Raw genomic sequence first — 24,263 nt, forward strand, 5'->3', positions numbered from 1 at the left:
CGTCCCGTCGGCGCCCGGGCCCGGGGAAATTCGCGGTGGTTGTGGCACTCTGTCCGATCAGACGGCGACCGTCCCGGGGGTCACCGCGAAACGGTCGCCGCGGCAGGACGCGCTACCGTGTCGGCCCAAGGCCCGAGTGGGGCCTGGTTCGCATCTCATCCGTGTTGCAGCAGCGAAGGACTTCAGTGGCACACAAGCTGGTGATCGTCGAGTCTCCGGCCAAGGCCCGCAAGATCGGCGGGTACCTCGGCTCGGACTACGTCGTGGAGGCCTCGATCGGTCACATCCGTGACCTGCCGCAGAGCGCCGCGGACACCCCGGCCAAGATCAAGGACAAGCCGTGGGGCCGGTTCGGCGTCGACGTCGACAACGGCTTCGAGCCGTACTACGTCGTGCCGCGCGACAAGAAGAGCCACATCACCAAGCTCAAGGGCCTGCTCAAGGACGCCGACGAGCTCTACCTCGCCACCGATGAGGACCGCGAGGGCGAGGCGATCGCCTGGCACCTGCTGGACGAGCTGAAGCCGAAGAAGTCGATCCCGGTCAAGCGGATGGTCTTCCACGAGATCACCGAGCCCGCGATCCTGGCGGCCGCCGCCAACCCGCGCGAGCTCAACATGGAGCTGGTCGAGGCCCAGGAGGCCCGCCGGATCCTCGACCGTCTCTATGGCTACGAGATCTCCCCGGTGCTGTGGAAGAAGGTCATGTCCGGCCTCTCCGCGGGCCGGGTCCAGTCGGTCGCCACCCGCCTGGTGGTCGACCGCGAGCAGGAGCGGATGGACTTCCGCCAGGCGTCCTACTGGGACCTGGAGGGCACCTTCGACGCCGGTGAGGGTGTCGAGCAGCGGATGTTCCCCGCTCGACTGCACACCGTGGACGGCGGTCGGGTGGCCCGCGGTTCGGACTTCGGTGCCGACGGCCTGCTGAAGAAGCCGGGGCAGGTCGTCCACCTCGACCAGCAGCGCGCGGAGAGCCTGGTCGCAGCGCTGGCCGAGACGACCTACGACGTGCGTGCGGTCGAGGCCAAGCCCTACCGGCGTTCGCCGTACGCGCCGTTCCGCACCACCACCATGCAGCAGGAGGCGAGCCGCAAGCTCGGGATGAGCGCGAGCGTCACCATGTCGGTGGCCCAGCGGCTCTACGAGAACGGCTTCATCACCTACATGCGTACCGACTCCACCACGCTGTCGGGCGACGCGATCAACGCTGCCCGCACCCAGGTGCGGGAGCTGTACGGCGCCGAGTACCTCCCCGACAAGCCGCGGGTCTTCGCCAGCAAGGTGAAGAACGCCCAGGAGGCGCACGAGGCCATCCGCCCGGCCGGAGAATCCTTCCGCACTCCTGCCCAGACCGGCCTCACCGGCGACCAGTTCCGGCTCTACGAGCTGATCTGGATGCGGACCGTCGCCTCCCAGATGAAGGACGCGGTGGGTCAGTCCGTCTCGATCCGCCTCGGCGGCGCCGCCGCGACCGGCGAGGACGTCGTCTTCTCCGCCTCCGGCCGGGTGATCACCTTCCACGGCTTCCTGAAGGCCTACGTCGAGGGCACCGACTCCGCCGAGCAGCGCAGCGACGACGAGCAGTCCCGGCTGCCCCAGCTGTCCCAGGGCGACTCGGTCACCGCGGCCTCGCTGCGGGCCGACGGCCACGAGACCAAGCCCCCGGCCCGCTACACCGAGGCCACCCTGATCAAGGAGCTCGAGGAGCGCGAGATCGGCCGGCCCTCGACGTACGCCTCGATCATCGGCACGATCCTCAACCGCGGCTACGTCTACAAGAAGGGCACCGCCCTGGTGCCGGCGTGGCTCGCGTTCTCGGTGGTGCGCCTGCTCAAGGAGCACTTCCCGCGGCAGATCTCCTATGAGTTCACCGCCTCGATGGAGGACGTGCTCGACGAGATCGCGGCCGGCCGGGCAGACCTGACCACCGAGCTGACCGAGTTCTACTTCGGCTCCGAGAAGGTGCAGGGCATCAAGCCGCTGGTCGACGGGCTCGGCGACATCGACGCGCGCCAGTTGGCGACCTTCGGGATCGGTGCTCCCGAGGACGGGCTCCACCTGCGGGTGGGGCGCTACGGGCCCTATCTCGAGGGGCCCGGTGACGACGGCACCGCCTTCGCCAAGCGGGCCAACGTGCCCGACGACCTGCCGCCGGACGAACTCACCGTCGAGAAGGCGCACGAGCTGCTGGCCAACCCAGCCGGCGAGGAGATCGACCTCGGCACCCACCCCGAGACGGGCCGCCGGATCGTCGCGAAGAACGGGCGTTTCGGCCCCTACGTCACCGAGCTGATCGAGGACGAGGCCGCAGACGCCGAGGCCGGCGCGGCCAAGAAGCCCGCCCGGAAGAAGGCCGAGAAGCCGCGTACGGCGTCCTTGTTCGCCTCGATGTCGCTCGACACCGTGACCATGGACGACGCGGTCAAGCTGCTCTCCCTGCCCCGAGTGGTGGGCACGGACGCCGAGGGCGTCGAGATCACCGCGCAGAACGGTCGCTACGGCCCCTATCTGAAGAAGGGCACCGACTCCCGGTCCCTCACCAGCGAGGACCAGCTGTTCACCATCACCGTGGACGAGGCTCTGGCCATCTACGCCCAGCCGAAGACCCGCGGCCGGGCGGCCGCGGCGGCACCCCTCAAGGAGCTCGGCGCCGATCCGGTCTCGGGACAGCCGATCCAGGTGAAGTCGGGACGCTTCGGCGACTACGTCACCGACGGCGAGTTCAACGCCACCCTGCGCAAGGACGACTCGGTCGAGGCGATCACCCTCGAGCGGGCCGCCGAACTGCTCGCCGAACGACGGGCCAAGGGGCCGGCGAAGAAGAGCGCCAAGCGCACCACGAAGAAGACGGCGGCCAAGAAGAGCACGGCGAAGAAGACCACCGCCAAGACCGCCTCCAAGAGCACCGCGAAGAAGTCGACCGCGAAGAAGTCCTGAGCCTCCTCCGACCCGGCCGGCCGCGGCGTCGTTCGACATCGCGCCCTGGTCGGGTGAGGGGCGGGCTCGGCCGTCACCCGACCGGGCTCTGCCGAGCTCCCAGCGTCGTACTCCCACGAGCACGACGACGCCGCGGAGTTCGTCATCGAGCCGGAGACGGTCGAGTCGGTGCCGGAGTTCCGCGATCCGTACCTCGACCCGGAGGCCGTCGAGGTCGATCTCGCCGAGGGCGACGGCACCCCTGGCCCGGGCGACACCCGGCCGGACGAGGACCGCGGAGCCGGCCAGGACCGGCCAGGAGTCGAGCGACCCGGGTGCCGGCACGGTCCGGCGGGCGGCGTTCAGGGGTCGTCGCGGCCACCGACGGCTCGATTGTGGGTGCCACCTCCTAGGGTGGGGCGCGTGATGGAGGGCCGGGAGACACAGCGAGGAGTGTTCGTCTGCTTCGAGGGCGGCGACGGCTCGGGCAAGAGCACCCAGTCACGGCTGCTGGGCGATGCCCTGACCGGGCGCGGCCACCGGGTGCTGCTCACCCGGGAGCCGGGTGGCACGCCCGTGGGGGAGCGGATGCGTGAGATCGTGCTCTCCCCGGAGACCGGTGTGCTCGCCGACAAGACCGAGGCGCTGCTCTATCTGGCAGACAAGGCCGAGCACGTGGAGACCCTGGTGCTGCCGGCGCTGGCTCGGGGCGAGGTCGTGGTGACCGATCGGTATGTCGACTCGATGCTCGCCTACCAGGGCGCCGGCCGTGCCCTCGACCTCGTCGAGCTCGAGCGGGTGGCCCGCTGGGCGACCGGCGATCTCCGGCCGCATCTCACCGTCCTGCTCGACATGCCGCCCCAAGCCGGGCTCGGGCGCTTCGAGGGGCGCGACCGGATCGAGGGTGAGTCGGTGGAGTTCCACGAGCGGGTGCGGGCCGGCTTCCTCGCCCTGGCCGCGGCCGATCCGGATCGCTACCTGGTGGTCGATGCCCACGAGTCGCGCGAGGTGATCGCGGCCGCCGTTCTGGGCCGTCTCGAGGACCTGCTGGATCGCGCGGTGCGGGCGTGACTGTCCCCGGCGTCACCGGCACCGGCAGGGTCTGGGATTCGCTGGTCGGCCAGCGGGCCGTGATCGACGCTCTCGCCACCGCCGTCGGCGGCCACGGCATGACCCATGCGTGGCTCTTCACCGGTCCGCCGGGGTCGGGCCGGTCGAATGCCGCGGTCGCCTTCGCGGCGGCGCTGCAGTGTGCCGCGGGCGGATGCGGCCAGTGCCATGAGTGCCACACGGTGCTGGCCGGGTCGCACGCCGACGTAGCAGTGGTGCGCACCGAGAAGCTCAGTATCGGCGTCGACGAGGTCCGCGGCCTGGTGCGCAGCGCCGCCCTCGCCCCGGCCGGGCGGCGCTGGCAGATCCTGATCGTCGAGGATGCTGATCGGCTGACCGAGGCGGCCTGCAACGCGCTGCTGAAGGCGATCGAGGAGCCCACCGACCGCACCGTGTGGATGCTGTGCACCCCCACGGTCGAGGACGTCCTACCGACCATCCGTTCGCGCTGTCGGCTGGTCACCCTCGCGACCCCCTCAGCCCAGGACGTGGCCGCGTTCCTCACTCGGGCCGACGGCGTACCCGCTGAGCGGGCCGCCTACGCCGCCCGGGCCAGCCAGGGGCACATCGGTCGCGCCCGGGCCCTGGCCCGCGACGAGGACACCGCCCGACGTCGCCGGGAGATCGTCGGCATGCCGGCCAAGCTCACCTCCCTGGCGGCCTGCCTGCGTGCCGCGGGCAATCTCGTCGCGGTGGCCGAGGAGGAGGCCGCGGCGGTGACCGGCGAGCTCGACGCCCGGGAGAAGTCCGACCTGGATGTCTCCTACGGCGTGGTCGAGCGCGGCCGCAGGCCCCGCGAGTACGCCCCCGCCCTCAACGCGCTCCAGAAGGCCCAGAAGACCCGGGCCAAGCGTCGGGTGCTCGACGTGATCGACCGTGGCCTGATGGATCTGGTCAGCGTCTACCGCGACGCCATCGCCCTGGCCGTCGGCGCGCCGGGTGCCCTGGTCAACGAGGAGATCCGCGACCAGGTCGCCGAGGTCGCCCGCACCGGTCCCGAGCTCAACCTGCGCCGGATCGAGTGGATCTTCGAGGCCCGTGAGCAGATGCTGGAGTTCAATGTGCCGCCGGCCCTGGCGCTGGAGTCGATGATGGTCGCCCTGCAGGCGCCGGACGCCGGGGGAGCCCGATGAGCACGGCACTCCGCTGGACCGTCGCGGTGGTCGCCGCGATCGCGCTGGTGCTGGGCATCGCCGGCGCCGCGATCGTGCCGCTGCTGCGCAGCCTCCAGGATGGCGGCTCCGCGTCGTACTCCCTGCCGGCGCCGCAGGAGGGTTCGCAGGAGCCGCCGGCACCGGAGCTGGCCCGGTTCTATCAGCAGGAGCTGGACTGGTCGGCGTGCGAGGACGCCTGGTGCGCGACCCTCACCGTGCCGCTCGACTACGCCGACCCAGCCGGGGAGACGATCGAGCTGGCCCTGCTCTCCGAGCCGGCCACCGGCGACCGACAGGGCGCGCTGGTGGTCAATCCGGGTGGTCCCGGCGCCCCCGGCACCGACTACGCCGCCTCGGCCGACCAGGCCTTCGGGGAACCGCTGCGGGAGTCCTTCGACGTGGTCGGCTTCGACCCCCGCGGCACCGGGGAGAGCGCACCCGTCGACTGCCTCAGCGACGCCGACCTCGACGCCTATATCGCTGGTGACCCCAATCCCGACACGCCGGCCGAGGCCGCCGAGGCGGCGGTCGCAGGGGAGCGGTTCGTGCACGGCTGTGCCCGACACTCGGGGGCGCTGGTCGACCACGTCTCCACCGTCGAGACCGTGCGAGACCTCGACGTCCTCCGGGCCGCCCTCGGGGAGGATGCGCTGGACTACTACGGCGCCTCCTACGGCACCAAGATCGGCGCGACCTACGCGGATCTCTTCCCCGAGCGCGCCGGCCAACTGGTCCTCGACGGCGCCCTCGACCCCTCCCTCTCCTCGCGGGAGACCAGCCTCGAGCAGGCCGCCGGGTTCGAGACCGCCCTGCGCTCCTACGTCGAGTGGTGCCTCGCCGAGGACGACTGCCCGCTGGAGGGCAGTGTGGACGAGGGGCTGCAACAGATCCGCGACCTGATGGACTCCGTGGACGCCGAGCCGCTCCCGACCAGCGGCTCTCGGGAGCTCGAGGGCGGCAACGCGTTCTACGGCCTCGTGACGCCGTTGTACGCCCAGCAGTCCTGGCCCGCACTGACGATCGCCCTCGAGGAGGCCTTCGACGGTGACGGCACCACCCTGCTGGCCCTCTCCGACATCTACAGCTCCCGTGGCGCCACCGGCTATAAGGACAACAGTTCCGAGGCGATCAGGGTGATCAGCTGTCTCGACGACCCCTGGGCGATCCCGCCCCGGCAGGTGCCCGCCCAGGTGCCCGACTTCGAGCGTGCCTCGCCCACCTTCGGTGACGTCTTCGCGTGGAGCCTCACCGCCTGCCGCGGCTTCCCCGGCAAGGCCGCCGAGCCCCCGCCCGAGGTGACCGGAGCCGGCGCCCCACCGGTGCTCGTCGTCGGCACCACCCGCGACCCCGCCACGCCGTACCAATGGGCCGAGGCGCTGGCCGACCAACTCGAATCCGGTGTCCTCCTCACCCGCGACGGCGACGGCCACACCGGCTACGGCATGGGCAATGCCTGCGTCGACGTGACGATCGAGGACTTCCTCATCGACGGCGTCGTCCCCGACGACGGCCTCCGCTGCTGAGGCTCGCCCCGCGCCGCCCTTCGGCGATGCCTAAGCTCTCGGAGGGGCCGGAACGCATCCGAAGGGCGATCACCCCGGCACCCGTGCGGGCCGGTTTCGCACCGTGCCACTCGGTCACCTAGACTGCTCCGGGTTGTCCCGAGCGCGTCCACGGCCGCGCGAGGCAGCACGCCGCCTTAGCTCAGTCGGTAGAGCATCTCACTCGTAATGAGAAGGTCGTCGGTTCGATTCCGACAGGCGGCTCCACCGAATCCGCCCCTGACCAGCGCACCTGCTGGCAGGGGCCGATTCGTTCTCGGTGATGAAAGCCCGGGATGTACGTGACAGATACATCATGGCCCCCGCGAATGGGCCGGCACTCGACCGCTGGGCATCGAGTAGGAACCCCCATGGTCACGGCTTCTTGCGCGAGCAGTGGGACCTCTTCGGGCAGTCAGACGAACAAGAGGTCAAGCGTCGAACGCATGCGCCGAAGCAGCAGGTCCCTGGAAGAAGCGGGCGCCGTCTGGTGCTCGGGACTACCCGATTCGCCGTCGGCGCTTGGACCCCCAGACCACGAACAGGAAGACCCACAGGACGACCAGTGCGATCCAGATGACGAACTCCCCGGCCCCCATCGGGCCGATGTAGAGCAGCCCCACCAGAACAGTGATCAGAACAGAAGAGCCCAGCGTTTCGGTGTCATCCCAGCCTCCGTACACCCCGGTTGCCGACCAATCGAAGTGCCGCCGCACTGCACAGGTACGTCGATCACTCGTGAATCCCGACTTCGAGTTCAAGCGGTAGTCAGATTCGAGGCCGAGGGGGCGAGGCATTCGTAAGACACTGTCGGAATGCCCAAACTGGGTGATGCCCGGTTCTTCGGTTGGTCATGATCGCGAGGTGCTCGACAGGCGGGGTTCGTTCGTCTCCGGGGACGCGCGAGTCGAGTCGCGGGGCAGGAGCGTGGGAGCGGCCCGCCGGCGTACTCCCGGCCGGCCAGGGCTAGGACGCAGGCCACACTCCTGGCTCGGGGAGGATGCGCCTCGGATCCGAGTCGTGGGCGCACTCCTTTACAGCCCATCGAACGTTCGTTAAATTCGCCGTGATTTGCCGAGCCAGCCCGGACGCCGGGCCGGGACCACCGAACGGGAGCGAACGTGATCGTGACACCGCGAATCCGCAGGATCGCAAGGACAGCAATCGGGCTCGCCGCCGTCGCGGGAGTGGTGGTCGGCTGCGCGGGTTCGGTGGGCGGCAACACCGCCAGCGAGGGAAGCGGCGAGGGGTTCGAGTACGGCGCCCCGCAGGATGAGGTCGCCGAGGCCATCGCCGACCTCGAGCCGGTGACCCTGACCTTCCAGCCCGGGGCCTCCTCCCAGGCGTCGCCGACGGCAGCCAACGCCCTGGCCTTCACCAAGGCGGTCGAGAAGCGGTCCGGAGGCAAGATCTCGTTCAACATCGCCTGGGGTCAGTCGATCGCTGGCTACCCGGAGGTCGAGGACGCGCTGGCGGACGGCCGGATCGACATCGCCTACACGGCCCCGATCTACTTCCCGGACGAGCACCCGATGGTCGACGCCTACAGCAAGCTGACCCACTACTCGGAGTCCAGCCCGCTGGTGGGTGAGGCGGTGTCCGCGGCGATGATGAGCGAACTCGGGTGGAACAGCGAGGAACTCCTCGCCGAGTACACCGACAAGGGCCTGGTGCCGTTGTCCCCGCTGATGAGCGCGGGCGACTACTACACCGCGTGCAGCGAGCCGGGCACGAGCCTGGCGGACTGGGACGGCCGGCAGATGCGCATCGCCAGTAGCGCGCACGCCGCCATCGCGGAGAGCATCGGGTCGACCGGGGTGTCGATGGAGTACGGCGAAACCTTCGAGGCCCTGGAGCGCGGGACCGTCGACTGCACGTTCGTCCAGCCCCAGGTCGCCGGCTCGACCGGCATCATGGAGGCCGCCCCCTACCTCGGGCACTTCAACGGCAGCCGGATGACAGGCTCGGCCACCGGTGCGCACCTTGCCGGCAGCGGCTTCGAGGCGCTGCCATTGGCCTACCAGCAGATCATCTTCGATGCTCAGATCGACCAGTTCCACGGCAATCTCGTCAGCACCATGGACGCCGCGCGGCAGATGGTCGTGGACACCAACTCTGCCGGCGGCTCGATCGACGGCTTCGATCCGGCGGCGGAGGAGCGCATCCAGCAGACCGAGGAAGGTCTTGTCGACGACCTGATCGACGAGGGTCGCCTCGATGACGACATCAAGGACCAGATGGCCGAGCTGGCCGACAAGTGGACCGGCATCGTCGACGAACTCGGGTACAAGGACGGCGGCAGCCTCGAGGACCTCGACCAGTGGTACCAGCCCGGCAGCGTCGACTTCCGCCCGCTGAGCAAGCGGCTCTTCGAGGACGCCGCCCTTCCGCACCGACCGGAGTGACGGATCGATCATCCGCGAAGGGCGGCGGGTGATCCTCGACCCAGCTGAGGTGCGCGGTCGGCTGCAAGCTGTCGTCGCCGCCGATGGGTCGGGCCACGTCGAGGGCCGCTGAGCCCCTCGCGCCCGGCGCGCAACCAGGCTGGATCCGGACCGCGGCGCCGCTCGGCCGGCGCACGTGTCCGAACCGGCGGGGATCGTCGCCGAGTCGGTGCAGTTGTCGCGGCGTGAGTATCCTGGCGGGGTCGGTCGCGACTGTGACCGCCGGACGAGGGAGCCGTACCCGGAGCGCGACAAGACGGCCTTCAGGAGTCATCATGTCGTGGATCGTGCTCGTGCTCTCCGGAGCGCTCGAGGCCGTGTGGGCACTCGCCCTGGACAAGTCCGAGGGGTTCTCCCGGTTGTGGCCCAGCGTAGTGTTCGTGGTCGCGCTGGCGGCCAGCATGGGCGGCTTGGCCTTTGCCCTCCGCGCACTGCCGGTCGGTACGGCGTACGCCGTATGGGTCGGTATCGGCGCCGCCCTGACCGTCGTCTACAGCATGGCGACGGGCTCGGAGCCGGTCAGCCTGGCCAAGGTCCTGCTCATCCTCGGCCTGGTCGGCTGCGTCGTCGGGCTCAAGCTGGTCCACTGACGCCGCGAGGACGCGGGTGCATCCTGGGTTCACCACGCACTCGCGCGGCGGCGACACGCTCGCACCGATAACTACAGCGTGAAGTGCGGGTTGCCGGTGCCGACCTCCTCGAGGGTGTCGGTGCCGGCGATCGCGGCCCGGGACTCGGCGGCGGCCCAGCCGAAGACGCCCTTCGACATCGTGCTGAGCTCCTGCTCGGCTCGGGTGGAGAAGACCGCGGCCCGCACCTCGTGGGCGTGCGCGTCCTCGGGCGAGGCAAGGACGGCGAGCTGGGCCAGGTGCCCGGCCAGCCGATGGTCCCCGGCCTCGGCGAGGACGGCGGCCCGGTCGGCGAGAGCGGCGGCACCTCCGCACAGGGCGGCGATCTCGGCCGCCACCGCCGACTCGGGTGCGGGCTTGAGGTGGGCGGGGTTGCCGTCGTACCAGCCGCCGTAGAGTCGCCAGGTGTTGCGGACGACGAACTCGGGCTCGTCGTAGACGGGCTGCAGGTAGGGGCGGTCGGCGAGTCCGGCCGGCGGGCGTACCTCGTGGATGGCTTCGAGCACGGTGCCGCCGCGGTTCATCACCTCGAGGGTCTGCTCGACCAACGTCTCCAGGTAGGCGGCCGTCTCCTCCAGCGCCTGCCGGATCCGGTCGGCCCCCACCACGGGAACGCCGTGAGAGCCGAGCATCACCTCGGCGCCGAGGTCGGCCATCCAGCGCAGTGCATGGGCCCACTCCACGGGGTAGCGCTGCACCTTCTGCGGGTTGCCGGCGTTGGGTGTGACCCAGAGGAACAGGTCGCCCGGGAAGAGCACCTTCGCGTCGGGTAGGTAGCCGACGGTGGCGTCGTCGGTCTCGCCGAGCTGATGGGTGAGCCGGAGTTCGCGCTCGCCGGCCCGGATGAGGTGCTCGCGCCGGTAGGTGACGTCGGGGATGCGGTACGTCGAGGGCCAGCGGAGCCTGGCGTTGCCGAACTGGCGCTGGTTGATGATGCCGTTGTAGCCGAGCGTGCGCTGGTAGCGCTCGAAGCGCGGCAGCACGTTCTCGTGGGCGACGACCACCGGCCGTGACCGGCCCTGCTGGTCGGCCTCCTCGTCGAAGGGCCCGAGGCCGAAGACGTGGTCGATGTGGCCGTGCGAGTAGACGGCGTAGTGCAGTGGCTCGGGGGTCCAGCGGCGGACGGCGTCGAAGAAGGCCCGCGCGGTCGGCCGCGGACCGGTGTCGAAGAGCGAGACGCCACCCTCGTGCCGGATCGGGAAGGCGCTGCCGAAGCCCGGCACCATCGCCACCCCGTCGGCCACCTCCTCGAGGTGACCCACGCCGTACCGACCGATCTCGGAGGCCGTGGCCCGGCCCTGCCAGCAGTCGTCGGCGAGTTCGAGCAGGGAGCGCTGGGACATGAGACCTCCGGGTCGGGAACGAGAGCATCGCGATCCTGCCTGCTCTGGGTCCCGTTGGGAAGGGCGGCCGCGACCTCAGAGGAACCGGCCGGCCATGGCCGCGGCCCTGGCGCCGTACCCGCCTCCGAAGAGGGCGGCGTGGACGAGCAGTGGGAAGACCTGGTGCAGTGCGGTGCGCTCCTCCCAGCCCTCGGCGAGCGGGGCGGCCTCCTGGTAGGCGGCCAGCACCTTGGGCAGTTGGGGGAGGCCGAAGAGGGCGAGCATGGCCAGGTCGACCTCCCGGTGGCCGCCGTACGCCGCCGGGTCGATCACCCGGACGACACCGTCGGCTCCCCACAGGACGTTGCCGTTCCACAGGTCGCCGTGGATGCGCGCGGGGGGCTCGACGGGCACGAGTTCGGTGAGCCGCCCGATCAGCCGTTCGACGGTGGCGGCATCGGCATCGTCGACGTGACCGCGGTCGCGGGCCAGCTTGAGGTAAGGCAGCACCCGCCGGACCGCGTAGAACTCCGCCCAGGTGTCGGCGGTGCGGTTGGGCAGCGGCAGCGAACCGATGAACCCGTCCTGCCCGGGCCCGAGACCGGTGTCACCGAACGCGGCCGCCCCGGCCCCGTGCGTCGCGGCCAGCGCCCGACCGAAGCCCTCGGCCGCCTCCGCGGTGACCTTGCCGGGTTCGACCCAGGCCAGGATCAGGCAGTCCTCGGCGTCACCGAGCAGCTCCGGGGTGGGTACGCCGCCAGCCTCGGCCAGCCAGCGCAGGCCGGCCGTCTCCGCGGCGAAGAGCCCCGGGCGTGCGGGGGTGAGTGTCTTCATCAGTGCGGTGGTGCCGTCGTTGAGCCGGAGTTTGGTGGCGGTGGCGATGTCGCCGCCGGCGACCGGGGCGGTCGACACGACCGCTCGGCCGAGCAGTTCCTCCGCGCGGCGGGCGACGGTGGGCTGCCGGGTCATGAGAGGTCCGCCTCCGCCTCCGACTGCCGCTGCGACTGCCGCTGCGACTGCCGCTGCGACTCCGCCGCGGCGGAGCCGGGTCGGTGCTGCGACTCGGACAGGGCGTCGACGAGCGCGTCGGTCGTGCGCTCCACCATGGCCAGCACCTCCTGGAATCCGTCGCCACCACCGTAGTAGGGGTCGGGCACCTCGTCGCCGGTGCCGATCGGATCGAAGTCGCGGAACAGGTGCACCCGCTCGCTGTGCCCGCCGATGTCGGCGAGGTTGGCGGCGTCCATGGCGAGCACCAGGTCGAAACCGTCGCGGCGGTCGGGCTCGAAGTGTTGGGCCCGGTGCCGGGACGGGTCGTAGCCGGCCGCGCGCAGGGTGGCCGCGGCGCGGGAGTCCATCGGCTCACCCACGTGCCAACTGCCTGTCCCCGAGCTGCCGATCTCGACCCGGTCCGCGAGCCCGGCGGCGGCGACCTTGGCGCGCAGCACCACGTCGGCCATCGGCGAGCGGCAGATGTTGCCCAGGCAGACCAGCATCACGGCGTACCGACCGGGCCGGTGCGGGTGGGGGAGGACCGGCATCAGTCGTCGCCCAGCAGGACGTCGACGCCCCAGGTGACCAGGCTGATGATGAGGCCGCCGGCGACGGCGGTCCAGAAGCCGTCGACCTCGAAGCCGAGGTCGAAGAGGTCGGAGAGCCAGTCGGTGAGCTGGAGCATCAGCGCATTGATGACCACCAGGAACAGGCCCAGGGTGAGCACGATGAGCGGCAGTGAGAGCAGTTTGACCACCGGCTTCACCACCGCGCTGACCAGGCCCAGGATGAGCGCGACGATCACCAGCGGGAGCCACTTCTCCTCGAACTCGGCCTGGAAGTCCCCGGTCGGCCCGGCGAACCAGATGCCGTCGAGCATCCAGGTCGCCACGGCGAGGGCGATGACGTTGGTGAGGAGCCAGGCGATCAAGCGCATTGCTCCAGTCAAGCAGAGCGGCCCACGCCGAGCGCCGGGTCCGCGACCCCGAGGCCGGGGACTGTGACCTGGCCCGGGTCTGGCCCGGACAGCCGACGGTGGCAGGATCCAGCGGCTGGTCAGCAGAGGTCGAGGGCCTCCAGGATGTCCATCTCGGCCCCCGCGAGATGGTCGGTGAGGAACACCTGGGCGGACTCGGTGTCGCCGTCCTCCAGCAGGTCGAGCAGGGCGAGGTGGGTGTCCGCCTGGTCGTGGGCGTTGCGGCGCAGCCGGGCCACCTGGGCGAGGGCGACCTTCAGTTCTCCCACCAGCGACTCCTCCATCGCGACCAGCCGGGGAGACCCGGTGAGTCCGACGAGCGAGACGTGGAAGGCCAGGTGGCGCTCGTTGAGCTCCTGGTAGCTCCCGCCATCGGCAACCGCCCGGGTGTACGCCGTCAGCGCCTCGCGCACCGCCGCGCGGGACGCCTCCGGGGCGCTGGCCCACCGGCCCACGCCGGCGCCCTCGAGCACGAGTCGGGCCCGGCAGACGTCGCGGACCGATCCGGCCTCGGGGCGCGCGACGGTGACGCCCCGGTGCGGGGCCCGCGTGGCCAGGCCTTCGGCGACGAGCACCGTCAGTGCCTCCCGCACCGTGGACCGGGCCACGCCGAGGGCGTCGGCGAGGGCCACCTCGCGGATCGGGCTGCCGCCCTCCAGTTCGCCCTCGAAGATCCTGCGGCGGAGCTCGGCGGTGACCTTGGCCACGGTCGACGGCGGTTCCACGGTCAGAGGTGCTGGGAGCGGACTGTGCGGGTCGGACATGAGCCCCATTCTGCGCTGCCGGGCAGGTAGCGTCTCCGGGGTGTTTCCGGTGGGTGGTGTGGGCGTGATGCTGCTGGGGGCAGTCGTGTCCGGACTGGTCTGCCTCGGCGTCGCTCGGCTGCTCGCCCCGCGCTGGGGCTGGGTGCCGGCCCTGGTCGTGACGGGCTTCGTCTGGTCGCTGACCGTGGTCGCCCTGGTCACCCTGATCCCTTACGGCGGCGCGCCGGGGTGGGTGTTCGCCGAGGACCGCCTGCCGTACTGCTCGACCGACATCGGGGGCCCGGCTCCGGACGGATTCTGGATCTTCCCCAGCGGCCAGCGTCTGCTCAACATGGTCCTCTTCGCCCCGTCGGGCGCCCTCGCGGTGCTTGCCGTGGCGGCGGTGACCCGGCGATGGCGGGTCGCTGTGCTCCTCGCGCCGGCCTGCTGGCTGGGGCTGGCGGCGTACTCGTTCCTGATCGAGCTGGTCCAGCTCGAACTCGCCCGGCTGGACCGGGCCTGCGACCTCACCGACTGGGTCGACAACGTCCTGGGTGCCACCCTCGGCCTGCTCCTCGGGTTGGCCCTGCTGCCGGTGCTGCGCCCCTGGCGGAGGCCGGTGGAGGGCAAGGAGGCGCTGCCCGCGAAGGACTCGCCAGGACGCCTCTAGACGGGATGAACAGACGCCATCACGCCACGGGAGGCGTCAGTGTGATGCTGTCCGGTGCTGCGTGTTCTGGGGTGCCGCGGAGCAGGGATACGCCCCACTCGCACGCCCTCTAGGGTGTGGCCATGACCGCGCCCCAGCCCCGTCCCACCGTGCTGAACATCCCGCCCTACGTCGCGGGCAAGGCGCCGGTGGAACGCCCGGGTCTGGTGTCGTACAAGCTCTCCTCGAACGAGAATCCCTACCCGCCGCTGCCAGGCGTGTTGGAGGCCGCCGAGAGGGCGGCGGCCACCATGAACCGCTATCCGGACATGGGTAACGCCCGCCTCTTCGCCGCCCTCTCGGAGACCTTCGACGTGCCGGTCGAGGACCTGGCGGTGGGCACCGGGTCGGTGGGGTTGCTCTATGGGCTGATCGCCGCGTTCTGTCAGCCGGGCGAGGAGGTGGTCTACGCCTGGCGTTCGTTCGAGGCCTACCCGATCGCCGTGCTCGCCGGCGGAGCCACCTCGGTGCAGGTGCCGCTGCTGCCGGACGGACGGCACGACCTGGCCGCGATGGCCGCGGCAGTCACCGAGCGCACCAGGGTGGTGCTGCTGTGCACACCGAACAACCCCACCGGGCCCGCCCTGACCCAGCAGGAGGTCGACGACTTCCTGGCGGCGGTGCCGCCCGAGGTGCTGGTGGTGATCGACGAGGCCTACGTCGAGTTCGTCCGGCTGGAAGGAGCGGTCGACGGACTGGCGACCTACCGCGCCCACGACAACGTGCTGCTCACCCGTACCTTCTCCAAGGCCTACGGGCTGGCCGGCTTCCGGGTCGGGTACGCCGTGGGTCCGGCCCCGATCGCCGCGGCGCTGCGGGCGGTGGCCCTGCCGTTCGGGGTGTCCGCCGTGGCGGAGGCGGCCGCGGTGGCCTCGCTGGCCGCCCGGGACGAACTCCTGGAGCGGGTCGAGGCGCTGGTGGCGGAGCGGACCCGGGTGCATGCGGGCCTGCGCGAATTGGGCTGGCCGGTCCCCGACCCGCAGGGCAACTTCGTATGGTTCGGATTCCCGGGCGAGTCGGCGGCGATCGCCGCCTTCGCGACCGCCGCCGAGGAACGCCGACTGATGGTCCGGCCCCTCGGCACCGATGGCCTCCGGGTCACCATCGGCGAACCCGAGGCCAACGACCGCCTGCTCGCGCTGGCCGGCGACCTCCGCGCTCCGTCAGCCTGACAGCCCGGCCTGACAGCCCGGCCAGACCCCCGACAGCCCCGGACGCCGCGGGAAGCCGCGGGACGGGCACGCCTGCGCCCGCGCGCGCGAGCGTGATGAACTGTCCTCGAAGCCTGTGCTCGAACCCAGTGCTCGTCCCGCTCCCGGAGGTCCTCCCGTGTCCCAGCCCACTCCACCCCCGGGGTGGTACCCCGACGGCTCCGGCCAGCAGCGCTACTGGAACGGCAGCGCCTGGAGCGACCAGACCCGGCCGCAGCCCCCTGCACAGCCTCCGCTCCCGCCGAGCGGGCCCACCGGTCCGCCGCCGGGCAGCCCGCCTCAGAACCCCTACGCCCAGCAGGCTCCCCATCAGCCCTCGCAGCAGCCCGCGCAGCAGCCGGGCAACCCCTACGCCGGTCCCTCGGGCCCGCCGCCGGGTGTTCCCTACGGCGTCGCGGGAGCGGGGTACGCCGGTCCGGGGCAGCCGCCGAAGGGGCGCAAGGGGCTGATGATCGGCCTGATCGCGGTGGGCGGTGTCGCGGTCGTGGCCGCGATCGCGGTGTTGGTGTTCGCACTGGCCGGGGGAGGCGGGCCGGGCGACCCGGAGGACGTCGCCGACGAGGCGCTGTCCGCCATGGCCGACGGCGACCTGGAGGGTGTGTGCGAGTTGATGTCCTCCGAAGCCCAGGAACAGTTGTTCGATGAGATCAAGGCCTCCGACTGCGCGGGGCTGGGGGCCGCCATGGACGAGGCCCTGGGCACCGAGGCGCTGGGGGTCTCCTTCAGCGACATCCTCGAGGACCTCGAGATCGACTACGAGATCACCGACAGTTCGGTCGACGGCGACACCGCGTCGGTGGACTACACCCAGACCGTCGAGTACACCGGCGACAACCAGATGCTCGCCTCCGCCTTCGAGTCCGCCTTCGAGTCGGAGTCCGGGAGTCAGACGCTGCCCCTGGTGGAGGAGGACGGCGAGTGGCGGATCGGTGGCGAGGTCGGGCTGCTGAGCGGGTTCTGAGCGGGTTCTGGGCGGGCTCTGGGCGGGCTCTGGGCGGTTCGCCTCCTCCGCCGTGGCCGATGCATCGGCCACGGCGGAGTGACGGTTGCGACCGGAACCCCCACTATTGGTCAAGATTTCAACCAGACCCCCGCGAGAGCCTAGACTCAGAGGCATGAGCGACGACCTCACGCCGGCGTACATCGAGCCGGGGAAGGCCTACGAGCGGGACATGCGATACCTCTCGGACCGCATCACCCGCGACGCCCGCCGTCCGGAGGCCGGACCGGGCTCGGGCGATGAGGACGTCGAGCTGTGGCCGGTCGAGCCGGGCCGCTACCGGCTGATCGCCGCCAAGGCCTGCCCGTGGGCCAACCGGGCGATCATCGTGCGCCAGTTGCTCGGGCTCGAGGACGTGCTGAGCCTGGGCACGCCCGGGCCCACCCACGACCAGCGGTCGTGGACCTTCGACCTCGATCCCGGTGGCCTCGACCCGATGCTCGGCATCGAGCGGCTGCAGCAGGCCTACTTCGCGCGACAGCCCGGCTACCCGCGCGGCATCACCGTGCCGGCGATCGTGGAGGTCGCCAGCGGGAAGGTCGTCACCAACGACTTCCCCTGGATCACCCACGACCTCTTCTTCGAGTGGTCGCAGTTCCACCGCGAGGACGCCCCCGACCTGTGGCCCGCCGATCTCCGCGAGGAGATGGAGCCGGTGATGAAGCGGGTCTTCACCGAGATCAACAACGGCGTCTACCGGTGCGGCTTCGCCGGTTCCCAGGAGGCCTACGACGCGGCGTACCGCCGCCTCTGGGACGCCATGGACTGGTTGGAGGGCCGCCTGGCCGATCGGCGCTACCTGATGGGGGAGCGGCTGACCGAGGCCGACATCCGGCTGTTCACCACGCTGGCCCGCTTCGACGCGGTCTACCACGGCCACTTCAAGTGCAACCGCAACAAGCTCGCCGAGATGCCGGTGCTGTGGGCCTACGCGCGCGACCTCTACCAGACGCCCGGTTTCGGCGACAACACCGACTTCGACCAGATCAAGGCGCACTACTACGTCGTCCACTCCGACCTGAACCCCTCGGGGATCATCCCGCAGGGCCCCGACCCCGCGGTGTGGCTGGAGCCACACGGCCGGGGCTGAGGCCCGCTGAGGGCCTACCGTGGACGGGTGGGACACGGACACGGCCACGGCCACGGCGCGCAGGGGCACGCCGCCGGGCGGAGCAGTGACCGGCGGCGACTGAAGTTCGCCCTCGGACTCACCTCCGCGGTGCTGGTGGTCCAGCTGATCGGATCCTGGCTGGCCGGGTCGCTGGCGCTGCTGGCCGACGCCGGGCACATGGCGACCGACTCGATCGCGCTCCTGGTGGCCCTGGCGGCGTCGTACGTCGCCGGGATCCGGCCGGGCCCGCGCTCGACCTTCGGCTTCCATCGGGTCGAGATCCTGGCGGTGGTGGTCAACGCCCTGGTGCTCTTCGGGGTCTGCGGCACGATCGTGTACGCCGCCGTCGGGCGCCTCGCGGACCCCGAGCCGGTCGACGCCGGCCTGCTGGTCGTCTTCGCGGCCGTCGGCATGGCGGCCAACGCGGTCAGCCTGATCGTGCTGCAGCGTAGCGAGAGCGGATCGCTCAACCTGAAGGCCGCCGCCACCGAGGTGCTGGCGGACCTGATCGGATCTGTCTGTGCGCTGGCCGCCGGCCTGCTCATCCTGGCGTTCGGTTGGCTGCGCGCCGACCCGCTCGCGTCGCTGTTGATCGCCGCCCTGATCGTTCCGCGGGCGATCATCCTGCTGCGCGACGCCGCCGTGGTCCTGCTCGAACTCGCTCCCCGCGGCCTGGATCTGAACGAGGTCCAGAGCGCCCTCGGCGAGGTCGAGGGCGTCACCGAGGTGCACGACCTGCACGCCTGGACCATCACCAGCGGCCTGCCCTGCCTCTCGGTCCACGTCACCGTCACCGATGCCGCCCTCGCCGCCCGCGGCGTCGGCGCCGTCCTGGACGACCTGGGCCGCCTGGTGGCCGACCGCTTCGGCGTCCGCCACGCCACCTTCCAGGTCGAGCCGGCCTCCCATCGCGCCCACGAGGATCTCGGCGAGGTGCACTGAGAAGGCGCCCGGCCGCGGCCGGAGTGGCCGGGTGAGGTCGGCGACACGGCGATGTGTGGACGTGCCTCCTCGACGCGGGCCCGCCGGTTCGGCCACTCTGGATCCGGCGGGTAGGTTGGGACCCGCATCATGTGGGGCAGATCACAGTCCACGCCACCCCGGTGGGCGAGCTGTCCCAGCCAAAACCGTGCGAGGACGCGGCGATCCCGCGGCAGCGCACCCGACTGATGAGGATGCGTCATGAGCCAGCATCTGGAGACCGGCCCCGAGACCCTGGGTGGAGACCCCACCGACTACGTGCAGCTCCTCACTCCCGAGGGAGTGAGGGTGGAGCACCCCGACTACTCCCTGGATCCGAGTCCGGAGTTGCTCCGCTGCTTCTATCGCGACATGACCCTGACCCGGCGTATCGACGTCGAGGCGACGGCGCTGCAACGCCACGGCGAGCTGGGCATCTGGGCCCAGTTGCTCGGCCAGGAGGCTGCCCAGATCGGCGCCGCCCGGGCCCTCGCGCCGCAGGACTTCGTCTTCCCGACCTACCGTGAGCACGGCGTGGCCTGGGTGCGCGGCGTCGATCCGCTCAAGCTGCTCGGCCTGTTCCGGGGCAGCGACCAGGGCTCCTGGGACCCGGCGGAGCACAACTTCGGGCTCTACACGATCGTCATCGGCGCCCAGACCCTGCACGCCACCGGCTACGCGATGGGCATGCAGCGCGACGGCGTCGTCGGCACGGGCGATCCCCAGCGCGACACCGCGGTGGTGGCCCACTTCGGCGACGGTGCCAGCAGCCAGGGCGACGTCAACGAGGCGTTCGTCTTCGCCGCGTCCTACCAGGCGCCGGTGGTGTTCTTCTGCCAGAACAACCAGTGGGCCATCTCCGAGCCGATCGAGCGGCAGAGCCGGATCCCGCTCTACCACCGGGCCGAGGGCTTCGGCTTCCCCGGAGTGCGGGTCGACGGCAACGACGTACTGGCGACCTACGCCGTGATGAAGCAGGCACTGCAGCGTGCCCGCGAGGGCGGCGGCCCGACCCTGATCGAGGCGTACACCTACCGGATGGGCGCGCACACCACCACCGACGACCCCACCCGCTACCGCCTCGACGACGACGTCCAGCGCTGGAAGCTGAAGGACCCGATCGCCAGGGTAGAGGTACTCCTGCGTCGCAACGGCTACGCCGACGACGAGTTCTTCGCCCGGGTGCAGCAGGAGGCCGACGGGCTCGGCGCCCACCTGCGCGAGGGGTGCCGGGCACTGCCCGACCCCTCGCCCCTGGCCGGTTTCGACCGGGTCTACGCGGAGCAGACCGAGGAGCTGGCGGCGCAGCGCGACGAGTACGCCGGCTACCTCGCCTCGTTCGAGGGGGCGAACTGAGATGGCGACCACGACCAAGATGACCCTCGCCAAGGCGCTCAACGCCGGGCTGAGGCGGGCGATGGAGGATGACCCGAAGGTCCTGCTGATGGGAGAGGACATCGGCCGCCTCGGCGGCGTCTTCCGCATCACCGACGGGCTGCAGAAGGACTTCGGCGAGGACAGGGTGATCGACACCCCGCTCGCCGAGTCCGGGATCCTCGGCACCGCGGTCGGGCTGGCGCTGGCCGGCTACCGACCCGTGGTGGAGATCCAGTTCGACGGGTTCGTCTACCCCGCCTACGACCAGATCGTGTCGCAGGTGGCCAAGATGCACTACCGCTCCGGCGGACGGGCGGCGATGCCGGTCGTCGTCCGCATCCCGTTCGGCGGGGGCATCGGTGCGGTCGAGCACCACAGTGAGTCGCCGGAGGCGCAGTTCGCGCACACCCCGGGGCTCAAGGTGGTGGCCTGCTCCAACCCGGTCGACGCCTACTGGATGATCCAGCAGGCGATCGCCTCGCCCGATCCCGTCATCTTCCTCGAGCCCAAGCGGCTCTACCACTCCGCCAAGGCCGACATCGACCCCGAGGCCACCCCGCCGCCGCTGTGGAGCTCCCAGGTCGTCCGCCGCGGCAGCGACCTCACCCTGCTCTGTTACGGACCGATGGTCTCGACCTGCCTGCGGGCCGCCGAGGCCGCCGCCGGTGAGGGGCGCTCGATCGAGGTGGTCGATCTGCGCACCCTGAGCCCGCTCGACCTGGGGCCCGTGACCGATTCGGTGCGCCGTACCGGCCGGGCCGTCGTCGCGCACGAGGCGCACGTCAATCTCGGCATGGGTGCCGAGGTCGCCGCCCGGATCACCCAGGAGTGCTTCTACTCCCTGGAGGCGCCGGTGCTGCGGGTCGGCGGCTTCGACACGCCGTACCCCCCGGCCCGTATGGAGGAGCACTTCCTCCCCGACCTCGACCGCGTGCTCGAGGCCGTCGACCGCGTCATGGAGTACTGAGAGGTGAGCGTGGACACTGCCAACCCTGGAGCCGCGCAGGAGTTCCGGCTCCCCGATGTCGGTGAAGGACTCACCGAGGCCACCCTCGTCTCGTGGCAGGTGAGCGTCGGCGAAGAGGTTTCGGTCAACGACGTCCTGTGCGAGATCGAGACCGCCAAGTCGGTCGTCGAACTGCCCTCGCCGTACGCCGGCACGGTGCTGGCCCTGCTGGTCGAGGTGGACGACACCGTCGAGGTCGGTACGCCGATCATCCGGATCGGCGACCCGACCGCCACGCCACCGGAAGCGGTCGGCGCCGACGTCGTCTCGACCGAGGTCCCCACGCCCCCCGAGCAGCCAACGTCGGCGTTCTCGCCGGCCGAGGCTGCTGAGCCCGCTGGGCCTGCTCCGGCCGGCGGGGCCGTCGAGGCCTCGGAGCCACCGCAGCAGACCCTGGTCGGCTACGGCCCGAAGGAACAGGCGGTGAGCCGACGCCCGCGGCACTCGACCTCACCCGGGTCGGCGACCTCGGCCCCGCCGACGAGCGCCGTCGGGGAGTCCGGCGGGGAGTCCGGCGGAGCGGGAGTGCCCCGCCCGCTGGCCAAGCCGCCGGTGCGCGGACTCGCCAAGGAGCTGGGGGTCGACCTGGCCACGGTGACCCCCACCGGAAGCCGTGGTGAGGTGACCCGCGACGACCTTGCTGCGGCCACCTCGCCGTCGACCGAGGAAGCTCTGGTGACAGGCCCAGCGGCAGGCTCGGCGCGGCCCCCGGCGGCCGCCTTCGGGGGCGGCGACCGGCGCGAGCCGGTCAAGGGCGTGCGCAAGATGATGAGCGAGGCGATGGTCTCCTCCGCCTTCTCCATCCCGCACGTCACGATCTGGACCACCGTCGACGTCACCGGGGCGACATCGCTGGTCGAGCAGTGGAAGGGGCGCCGGGAGTTCGAGGGTGTGCGGGTCAGTCCGCTGCTGGTCCTGGCCAAGGCGGTGGGATTGGCGCTGCGGCGTACGCCCGTCCTCAACTCCTTCTACGACGCCGACGCGGATGAGGTGGTCATCCGAGGTGAACTCAACCTCGGCATCGCCGCCGCGACTCCCCGAGGGCTGTTGGTGCCGAACATCAAGTCGGCCGACGCGATGGGCCTGGTCGAGCTCGGCCGGGCGATCACCGACCTCGTCGCGGTCGCGCGGGAGGGCCGGACCCAACCCGCCGACCAGGCCGATGGCACCTTCACCATCACCAACGTCGGTCCCTTCGGCATGGAGGGCGGCACCCCGATCATCAACCCCGGCGAGTCCGCGATCCTCTGCTTCGGCGCCATCGAACGCCGGCCGTGGGTGGTCGGCGAGGGGGAGGAGGAGCGGATCGTGCCGCGCGACGTGTGCACCCTCGCGCTCAGCTTCGACCATCGCCACATCGACGGCCAGACGGGCTCCCGCTTCCTCGCCGACGTCGCGGGCATCATGGCGGACCCCGCCACCGCGCTGTTCTTCTGATCCGGGGCGGGCTGCGGGTGGTGAACGTTTCACCGGTCCACCGGTGAAACGTTCGCTACCCGGCCGAAAAATCGGCCAGGTAGCGCCACTTCCCCCTGGGCGGTGTGACGCGAGGGGCGGATGCGCCGTCGTCCTCCGACCCCAGAGGTACGCCGGAGCAGGGGTCAGCTGTCGACGGGGGAGTCCGGCGACATCAGCCACTCATCGAAGAAGGCGTCGAGATCCCGGCCGGTCTCCTCCTCGAGCCAGGCGATCCAGGTCTCCCGGTCGGTGCTGTGGTCGGCCTGCTCCTGGGGCCATTCCCGGGTGAGACGCCAGAAGGTGTCGTCGCCGACGAGGGTGCGGAAGGCGTCCCACATCAGCGCGGGGCCGTAGTAGACGTTGTTCTCGCCGAACTCGTCGGGGTCGTAGTCACCCGGCGGCCCGGACTCGAACCGGTCGCCGGGCTCGCTCCACTGCCACTCCTCCACCGAACAGCCCGGGCACTGGGTGGACTCGTCGTTCCACAGTCCCTGCAGGTACATCGCCATGCCCTCGTTCATCCACAGGTCGCGCCAGTCGTTGGGGGTGACGAGGTCGCCGTACCACTGGTGGGCCAGCTCGTGCACGATCGTGTCCGGGCCGGTGGCGTAGTCGGTGTTGCCGAGCGTGATCATCGTCTGGGTCTCCATCGCGCTCGCGCTCGGCACCACGACCAGGCCCAGGGAGTCGAAGGGGTAGGGACCCAGCCGCTTCTCCAGCCAGCTGAGCAGCCGCGGGGTCCGCCTCAGGTCCTCGAGCTGCCATTGCCGGTTGCGGGGCAGCCAATAGGTGATCGGGAGATCGCCGGAGGAGTCCTCGGTCAGCACGTAGTCACCCACCGCCAGCGTGGTGAGGTACGAGGACGCCGGGCTGTCCAGGTGCCACTTCGTGGTCGTCACGCCGGCCTCGTCGGTGCGGGAGACCAGCTCGCCATTGGCGATGCCCACCAGCGGCGAGGGCGCGGTCACGGTGAAGTCGTAGAGGGCCTTGTCGGAGGGCTGGTCGTTGACGGCGTACCAGGTGTAGGCACCGTAGGGCTCCTGCATGGTCCACAGGGTGTCTCGGGGGGTGGTGGTCAGGCCGAGGCCGGACATGTCGCCGCGGGTGGTGGGGGCGGGCACGGGAGCGGGGGTGCCGGCATAGTCGAGGGTGAGGACGTACTCGGTGTCCTCGGTCACTGGCGCCCGGACCACGAGATCCTTGCCGTCGTGTTCCACCTCGACAGAGTCGCCGTCGAGGGTGGCCTCGGAGACCTCGAGGGTCTTGCCGAGGTCGAGTTGGAAGTGGTCGGCGTCCTCGGTGGCCCGGAAGGTGAGCTCCTGGGACCCGGTCAGGGTGCGTGTCACCGGCGCCCAGTCCAGGGTGAGGTCGTAGTGGAGACTGTCGACGCCGGGGTCGCCGGCCTCGGGGTAGACCGAGTCCTCGCGCGGCTCGCTGTGCGCGATCGCCAGGTCGTCGTCGGGGGGTTCGGGGTCGGCGTCCTGCCCGCACCCGCTCAGCGTCATCGCCAGGATCGTGGACGCGACGGCGACGCGCGTCACCCTCCTGTGTCCCGCCTGCATGGGCACACCGTAGCGACCGGGCCGATGGCCTACCGTCTCGGG

The 24,263-nt window shown here is 71.0% G+C and carries 21 protein-coding genes, 1 tRNA gene and 1 riboswitch; of the genes, 15 read left to right on the top strand and 7 right to left on the bottom strand.

Going from position 1 to position 24,263, the window contains the following annotated elements:
* The first annotated feature begins 185 nt into the window (after window positions 1–185).
* From topA to G515_RS0108455, 5 genes are all read left to right on the top strand, one after another.
* Window positions 186–2,936 (top strand): type I DNA topoisomerase, encoded by a 2,751-nt coding sequence (gene topA / locus G515_RS0108435; protein WP_028659797.1) that lies wholly within the window; start codon window positions 186–188, stop codon window positions 2,934–2,936.
* A 405-nt stretch (window positions 2,937–3,341) separates the two neighbouring features.
* Entirely contained in the window at window positions 3,342–3,986 is a 645-nt protein-coding gene (gene tmk / locus G515_RS0108440; RefSeq protein ID WP_028659798.1) for a dTMP kinase, read from the top strand.
* A complete protein-coding gene (locus tag G515_RS0108445; RefSeq protein WP_028659799.1) occupies window positions 3,983–5,158 on the top strand; it encodes a DNA polymerase III subunit delta' in 1,176 nt (391 codons plus the stop codon). The genes tmk and G515_RS0108445 overlap by 4 nt, the downstream gene beginning before the upstream one ends.
* Window positions 5,155–6,702 carry an alpha/beta hydrolase gene (locus G515_RS0108450; RefSeq protein WP_028659800.1) on the top strand — a complete coding sequence of 516 codons (1,548 nt, stop codon included), beginning with the start codon at window positions 5,155–5,157 and terminating at the stop codon, window positions 6,700–6,702. Before G515_RS0108445 ends, G515_RS0108450 begins: the two co-directional genes overlap by 4 nt.
* Before the next feature lie 170 nt (window positions 6,703–6,872).
* A tRNA-Thr gene (locus G515_RS0108455) sits at window positions 6,873–6,948 on the top strand.
* Window positions 6,949–7,220: 272 nt separating this feature from the next.
* Here the strand turns inward: G515_RS0108455 and G515_RS23910 are convergent.
* Window positions 7,221–7,343 (bottom strand): hypothetical protein, encoded by a 123-nt coding sequence (locus G515_RS23910; protein ID WP_281168294.1) that lies wholly within the window; start codon window positions 7,341–7,343, stop codon window positions 7,221–7,223.
* A gap of 504 nt (window positions 7,344–7,847) precedes the next feature.
* On the opposite strand from G515_RS23910, the gene dctP reads away from it, so the two are divergent.
* Window positions 7,848–9,125 carry a TRAP transporter substrate-binding protein DctP gene (dctP, locus tag G515_RS0108465; protein ID WP_169570503.1) on the top strand — a complete coding sequence of 426 codons (1,278 nt, stop codon included), beginning with the start codon at window positions 7,848–7,850 and terminating at the stop codon, window positions 9,123–9,125.
* A 240-nt stretch (window positions 9,126–9,365) separates the two neighbouring features.
* Window positions 9,366–9,430, top strand: a riboswitch (guanidine-III (ykkC-III) riboswitch).
* A gap of 9 nt (window positions 9,431–9,439) precedes the next feature.
* Entirely contained in the window at window positions 9,440–9,754 is a 315-nt protein-coding gene (locus G515_RS0108470; RefSeq protein WP_028659802.1) for a DMT family transporter, read from the top strand.
* Between the two features lie 71 nt (window positions 9,755–9,825).
* Here the strand turns inward: G515_RS0108470 and G515_RS0108475 are convergent, their stop codons facing one another.
* The 5 genes from G515_RS0108475 to G515_RS0108495 form a co-directional block, all read right to left on the bottom strand.
* Complete coding sequence (locus G515_RS0108475) at window positions 9,826–11,136, bottom strand: alkyl sulfatase dimerization domain-containing protein (RefSeq protein WP_028659803.1); 1,311 nt, start codon at window positions 11,134–11,136, stop codon at window positions 9,826–9,828.
* A gap of 75 nt (window positions 11,137–11,211) precedes the next feature.
* A complete protein-coding gene (locus tag G515_RS0108480; protein WP_028659804.1) occupies window positions 11,212–12,084 on the bottom strand; it encodes a fructosamine kinase family protein in 873 nt (290 codons plus the stop codon).
* Entirely contained in the window at window positions 12,081–12,656 is a 576-nt protein-coding gene (locus tag G515_RS20305; protein ID WP_051218034.1) for a low molecular weight protein-tyrosine-phosphatase, read from the bottom strand. Before G515_RS20305 ends, G515_RS0108480 begins: the two co-directional genes overlap by 4 nt.
* Window positions 12,656–13,045 carry a phage holin family protein gene (locus tag G515_RS0108490; protein ID WP_028659805.1) on the bottom strand — a complete coding sequence of 130 codons (390 nt, stop codon included), beginning with the start codon at window positions 13,043–13,045 and terminating at the stop codon, window positions 12,656–12,658. Before G515_RS0108490 ends, G515_RS20305 begins: the two co-directional genes overlap by 1 nt.
* Before the next feature lie 119 nt (window positions 13,046–13,164).
* The gene (locus G515_RS0108495; protein WP_028659806.1) at window positions 13,165–13,848 is read right to left on the bottom strand and encodes a GntR family transcriptional regulator; all 684 of its coding nucleotides are present in this window, start codon (window positions 13,846–13,848) and stop codon (window positions 13,165–13,167) included.
* Between the two features lie 49 nt (window positions 13,849–13,897).
* Between G515_RS0108495 and G515_RS0108500 the strand changes: the two genes are divergently transcribed.
* From G515_RS0108500 to G515_RS0108535, 8 genes are all read left to right on the top strand, one after another.
* A complete protein-coding gene (locus G515_RS0108500) occupies window positions 13,898–14,497 on the top strand; it encodes a VanZ family protein (RefSeq protein ID WP_169570505.1) in 600 nt (199 codons plus the stop codon).
* A gap of 122 nt (window positions 14,498–14,619) precedes the next feature.
* Window positions 14,620–15,708 carry a histidinol-phosphate transaminase gene (hisC, locus tag G515_RS0108505; RefSeq protein WP_028659808.1) on the top strand — a complete coding sequence of 363 codons (1,089 nt, stop codon included), beginning with the start codon at window positions 14,620–14,622 and terminating at the stop codon, window positions 15,706–15,708.
* A 157-nt stretch (window positions 15,709–15,865) separates the two neighbouring features.
* Window positions 15,866–16,708 (top strand): DUF2510 domain-containing protein, encoded by an 843-nt coding sequence (locus tag G515_RS23045; protein ID WP_036554983.1) that lies wholly within the window; start codon window positions 15,866–15,868, stop codon window positions 16,706–16,708.
* A gap of 154 nt (window positions 16,709–16,862) precedes the next feature.
* Window positions 16,863–17,837 (top strand): glutathione S-transferase C-terminal domain-containing protein, encoded by a 975-nt coding sequence (locus G515_RS0108515; protein WP_028659809.1) that lies wholly within the window; start codon window positions 16,863–16,865, stop codon window positions 17,835–17,837.
* Between the two features lie 27 nt (window positions 17,838–17,864).
* Window positions 17,865–18,800, top strand: a complete 936-nt coding sequence (locus G515_RS0108520; RefSeq protein ID WP_028659810.1) for a cation diffusion facilitator family transporter — start codon at window positions 17,865–17,867, stop codon at window positions 18,798–18,800.
* A 240-nt stretch (window positions 18,801–19,040) separates the two neighbouring features.
* Window positions 19,041–20,174: a pyruvate dehydrogenase (acetyl-transferring) E1 component subunit alpha gene (gene pdhA, locus G515_RS0108525; RefSeq protein WP_051218037.1), complete on the top strand. Its 1,134-nt coding sequence runs from the start codon at window positions 19,041–19,043 to the stop codon at window positions 20,172–20,174.
* A 1-nt stretch (window position 20,175) separates the two neighbouring features.
* Window positions 20,176–21,162: an alpha-ketoacid dehydrogenase subunit beta gene (locus G515_RS0108530; RefSeq protein ID WP_028659812.1), complete on the top strand. Its 987-nt coding sequence runs from the start codon at window positions 20,176–20,178 to the stop codon at window positions 21,160–21,162.
* Between the two features lie 9 nt (window positions 21,163–21,171).
* Window positions 21,172–22,638, top strand: coding sequence for a dihydrolipoamide acetyltransferase family protein (locus G515_RS0108535; protein WP_028659813.1), 1,467 nt, complete (start codon window positions 21,172–21,174; stop codon window positions 22,636–22,638).
* Window positions 22,639–22,802: 164 nt separating this feature from the next.
* On the opposite strand, the gene G515_RS20315 is transcribed toward G515_RS0108535, so the two are convergent.
* On the bottom strand, window positions 22,803–24,221 hold the full coding sequence (locus tag G515_RS20315; protein ID WP_169570508.1) for a M1 family metallopeptidase: 1,419 nt from the start codon (window positions 24,219–24,221) through the stop codon (window positions 22,803–22,805).
* Between the last annotated feature and the right edge of the window lie 42 nt (window positions 24,222–24,263).

It is taken from the genome of Nocardioides insulae DSM 17944, from assembly GCF_000422825.1.
Lineage (GTDB): Bacteria > Actinomycetota > Actinomycetes > Propionibacteriales > Nocardioidaceae > Nocardioides > Nocardioides insulae.

Excerpts from the sequence above, each read along its gene's own strand:
- tmk (WP_028659798.1), top strand. The coding sequence starts at position 3,342 with ATGGAGGGCCGGGAGACACAGCGAGGAGTGTTCGTCTGCTTCGAGGGC.
- G515_RS0108450 (WP_028659800.1), top strand. The coding sequence starts at position 5,155 with ATGAGCACGGCACTCCGCTGGACCGTCGCGGTGGTCGCCGCGATCGCG.
- G515_RS0108470 (WP_028659802.1), top strand. The coding sequence starts at position 9,440 with ATGTCGTGGATCGTGCTCGTGCTCTCCGGAGCGCTCGAGGCCGTGTGG.
- G515_RS0108475 (WP_028659803.1), bottom strand. The coding sequence starts at position 11,136 with ATGTCCCAGCGCTCCCTGCTCGAACTCGCCGACGACTGCTGGCAGGGC.
- G515_RS0108480 (WP_028659804.1), bottom strand. The coding sequence starts at position 12,084 with ATGACCCGGCAGCCCACCGTCGCCCGCCGCGCGGAGGAACTGCTCGGC.
- G515_RS20305 (WP_051218034.1), bottom strand. The coding sequence starts at position 12,656 with ATGCCGGTCCTCCCCCACCCGCACCGGCCCGGTCGGTACGCCGTGATG.
- G515_RS0108490 (WP_028659805.1), bottom strand. The coding sequence starts at position 13,045 with ATGCGCTTGATCGCCTGGCTCCTCACCAACGTCATCGCCCTCGCCGTG.
- G515_RS0108495 (WP_028659806.1), bottom strand. The coding sequence starts at position 13,848 with ATGTCCGACCCGCACAGTCCGCTCCCAGCACCTCTGACCGTGGAACCG.
- hisC (WP_028659808.1), top strand. The coding sequence starts at position 14,620 with ATGACCGCGCCCCAGCCCCGTCCCACCGTGCTGAACATCCCGCCCTAC.
- G515_RS0108515 (WP_028659809.1), top strand. The coding sequence starts at position 16,863 with ATGAGCGACGACCTCACGCCGGCGTACATCGAGCCGGGGAAGGCCTAC.
- pdhA (WP_051218037.1), top strand. The coding sequence starts at position 19,041 with ATGAGCCAGCATCTGGAGACCGGCCCCGAGACCCTGGGTGGAGACCCC.
- G515_RS0108530 (WP_028659812.1), top strand. The coding sequence starts at position 20,176 with ATGGCGACCACGACCAAGATGACCCTCGCCAAGGCGCTCAACGCCGGG.
- G515_RS20315 (WP_169570508.1), bottom strand. The coding sequence starts at position 24,221 with ATGCAGGCGGGACACAGGAGGGTGACGCGCGTCGCCGTCGCGTCCACG.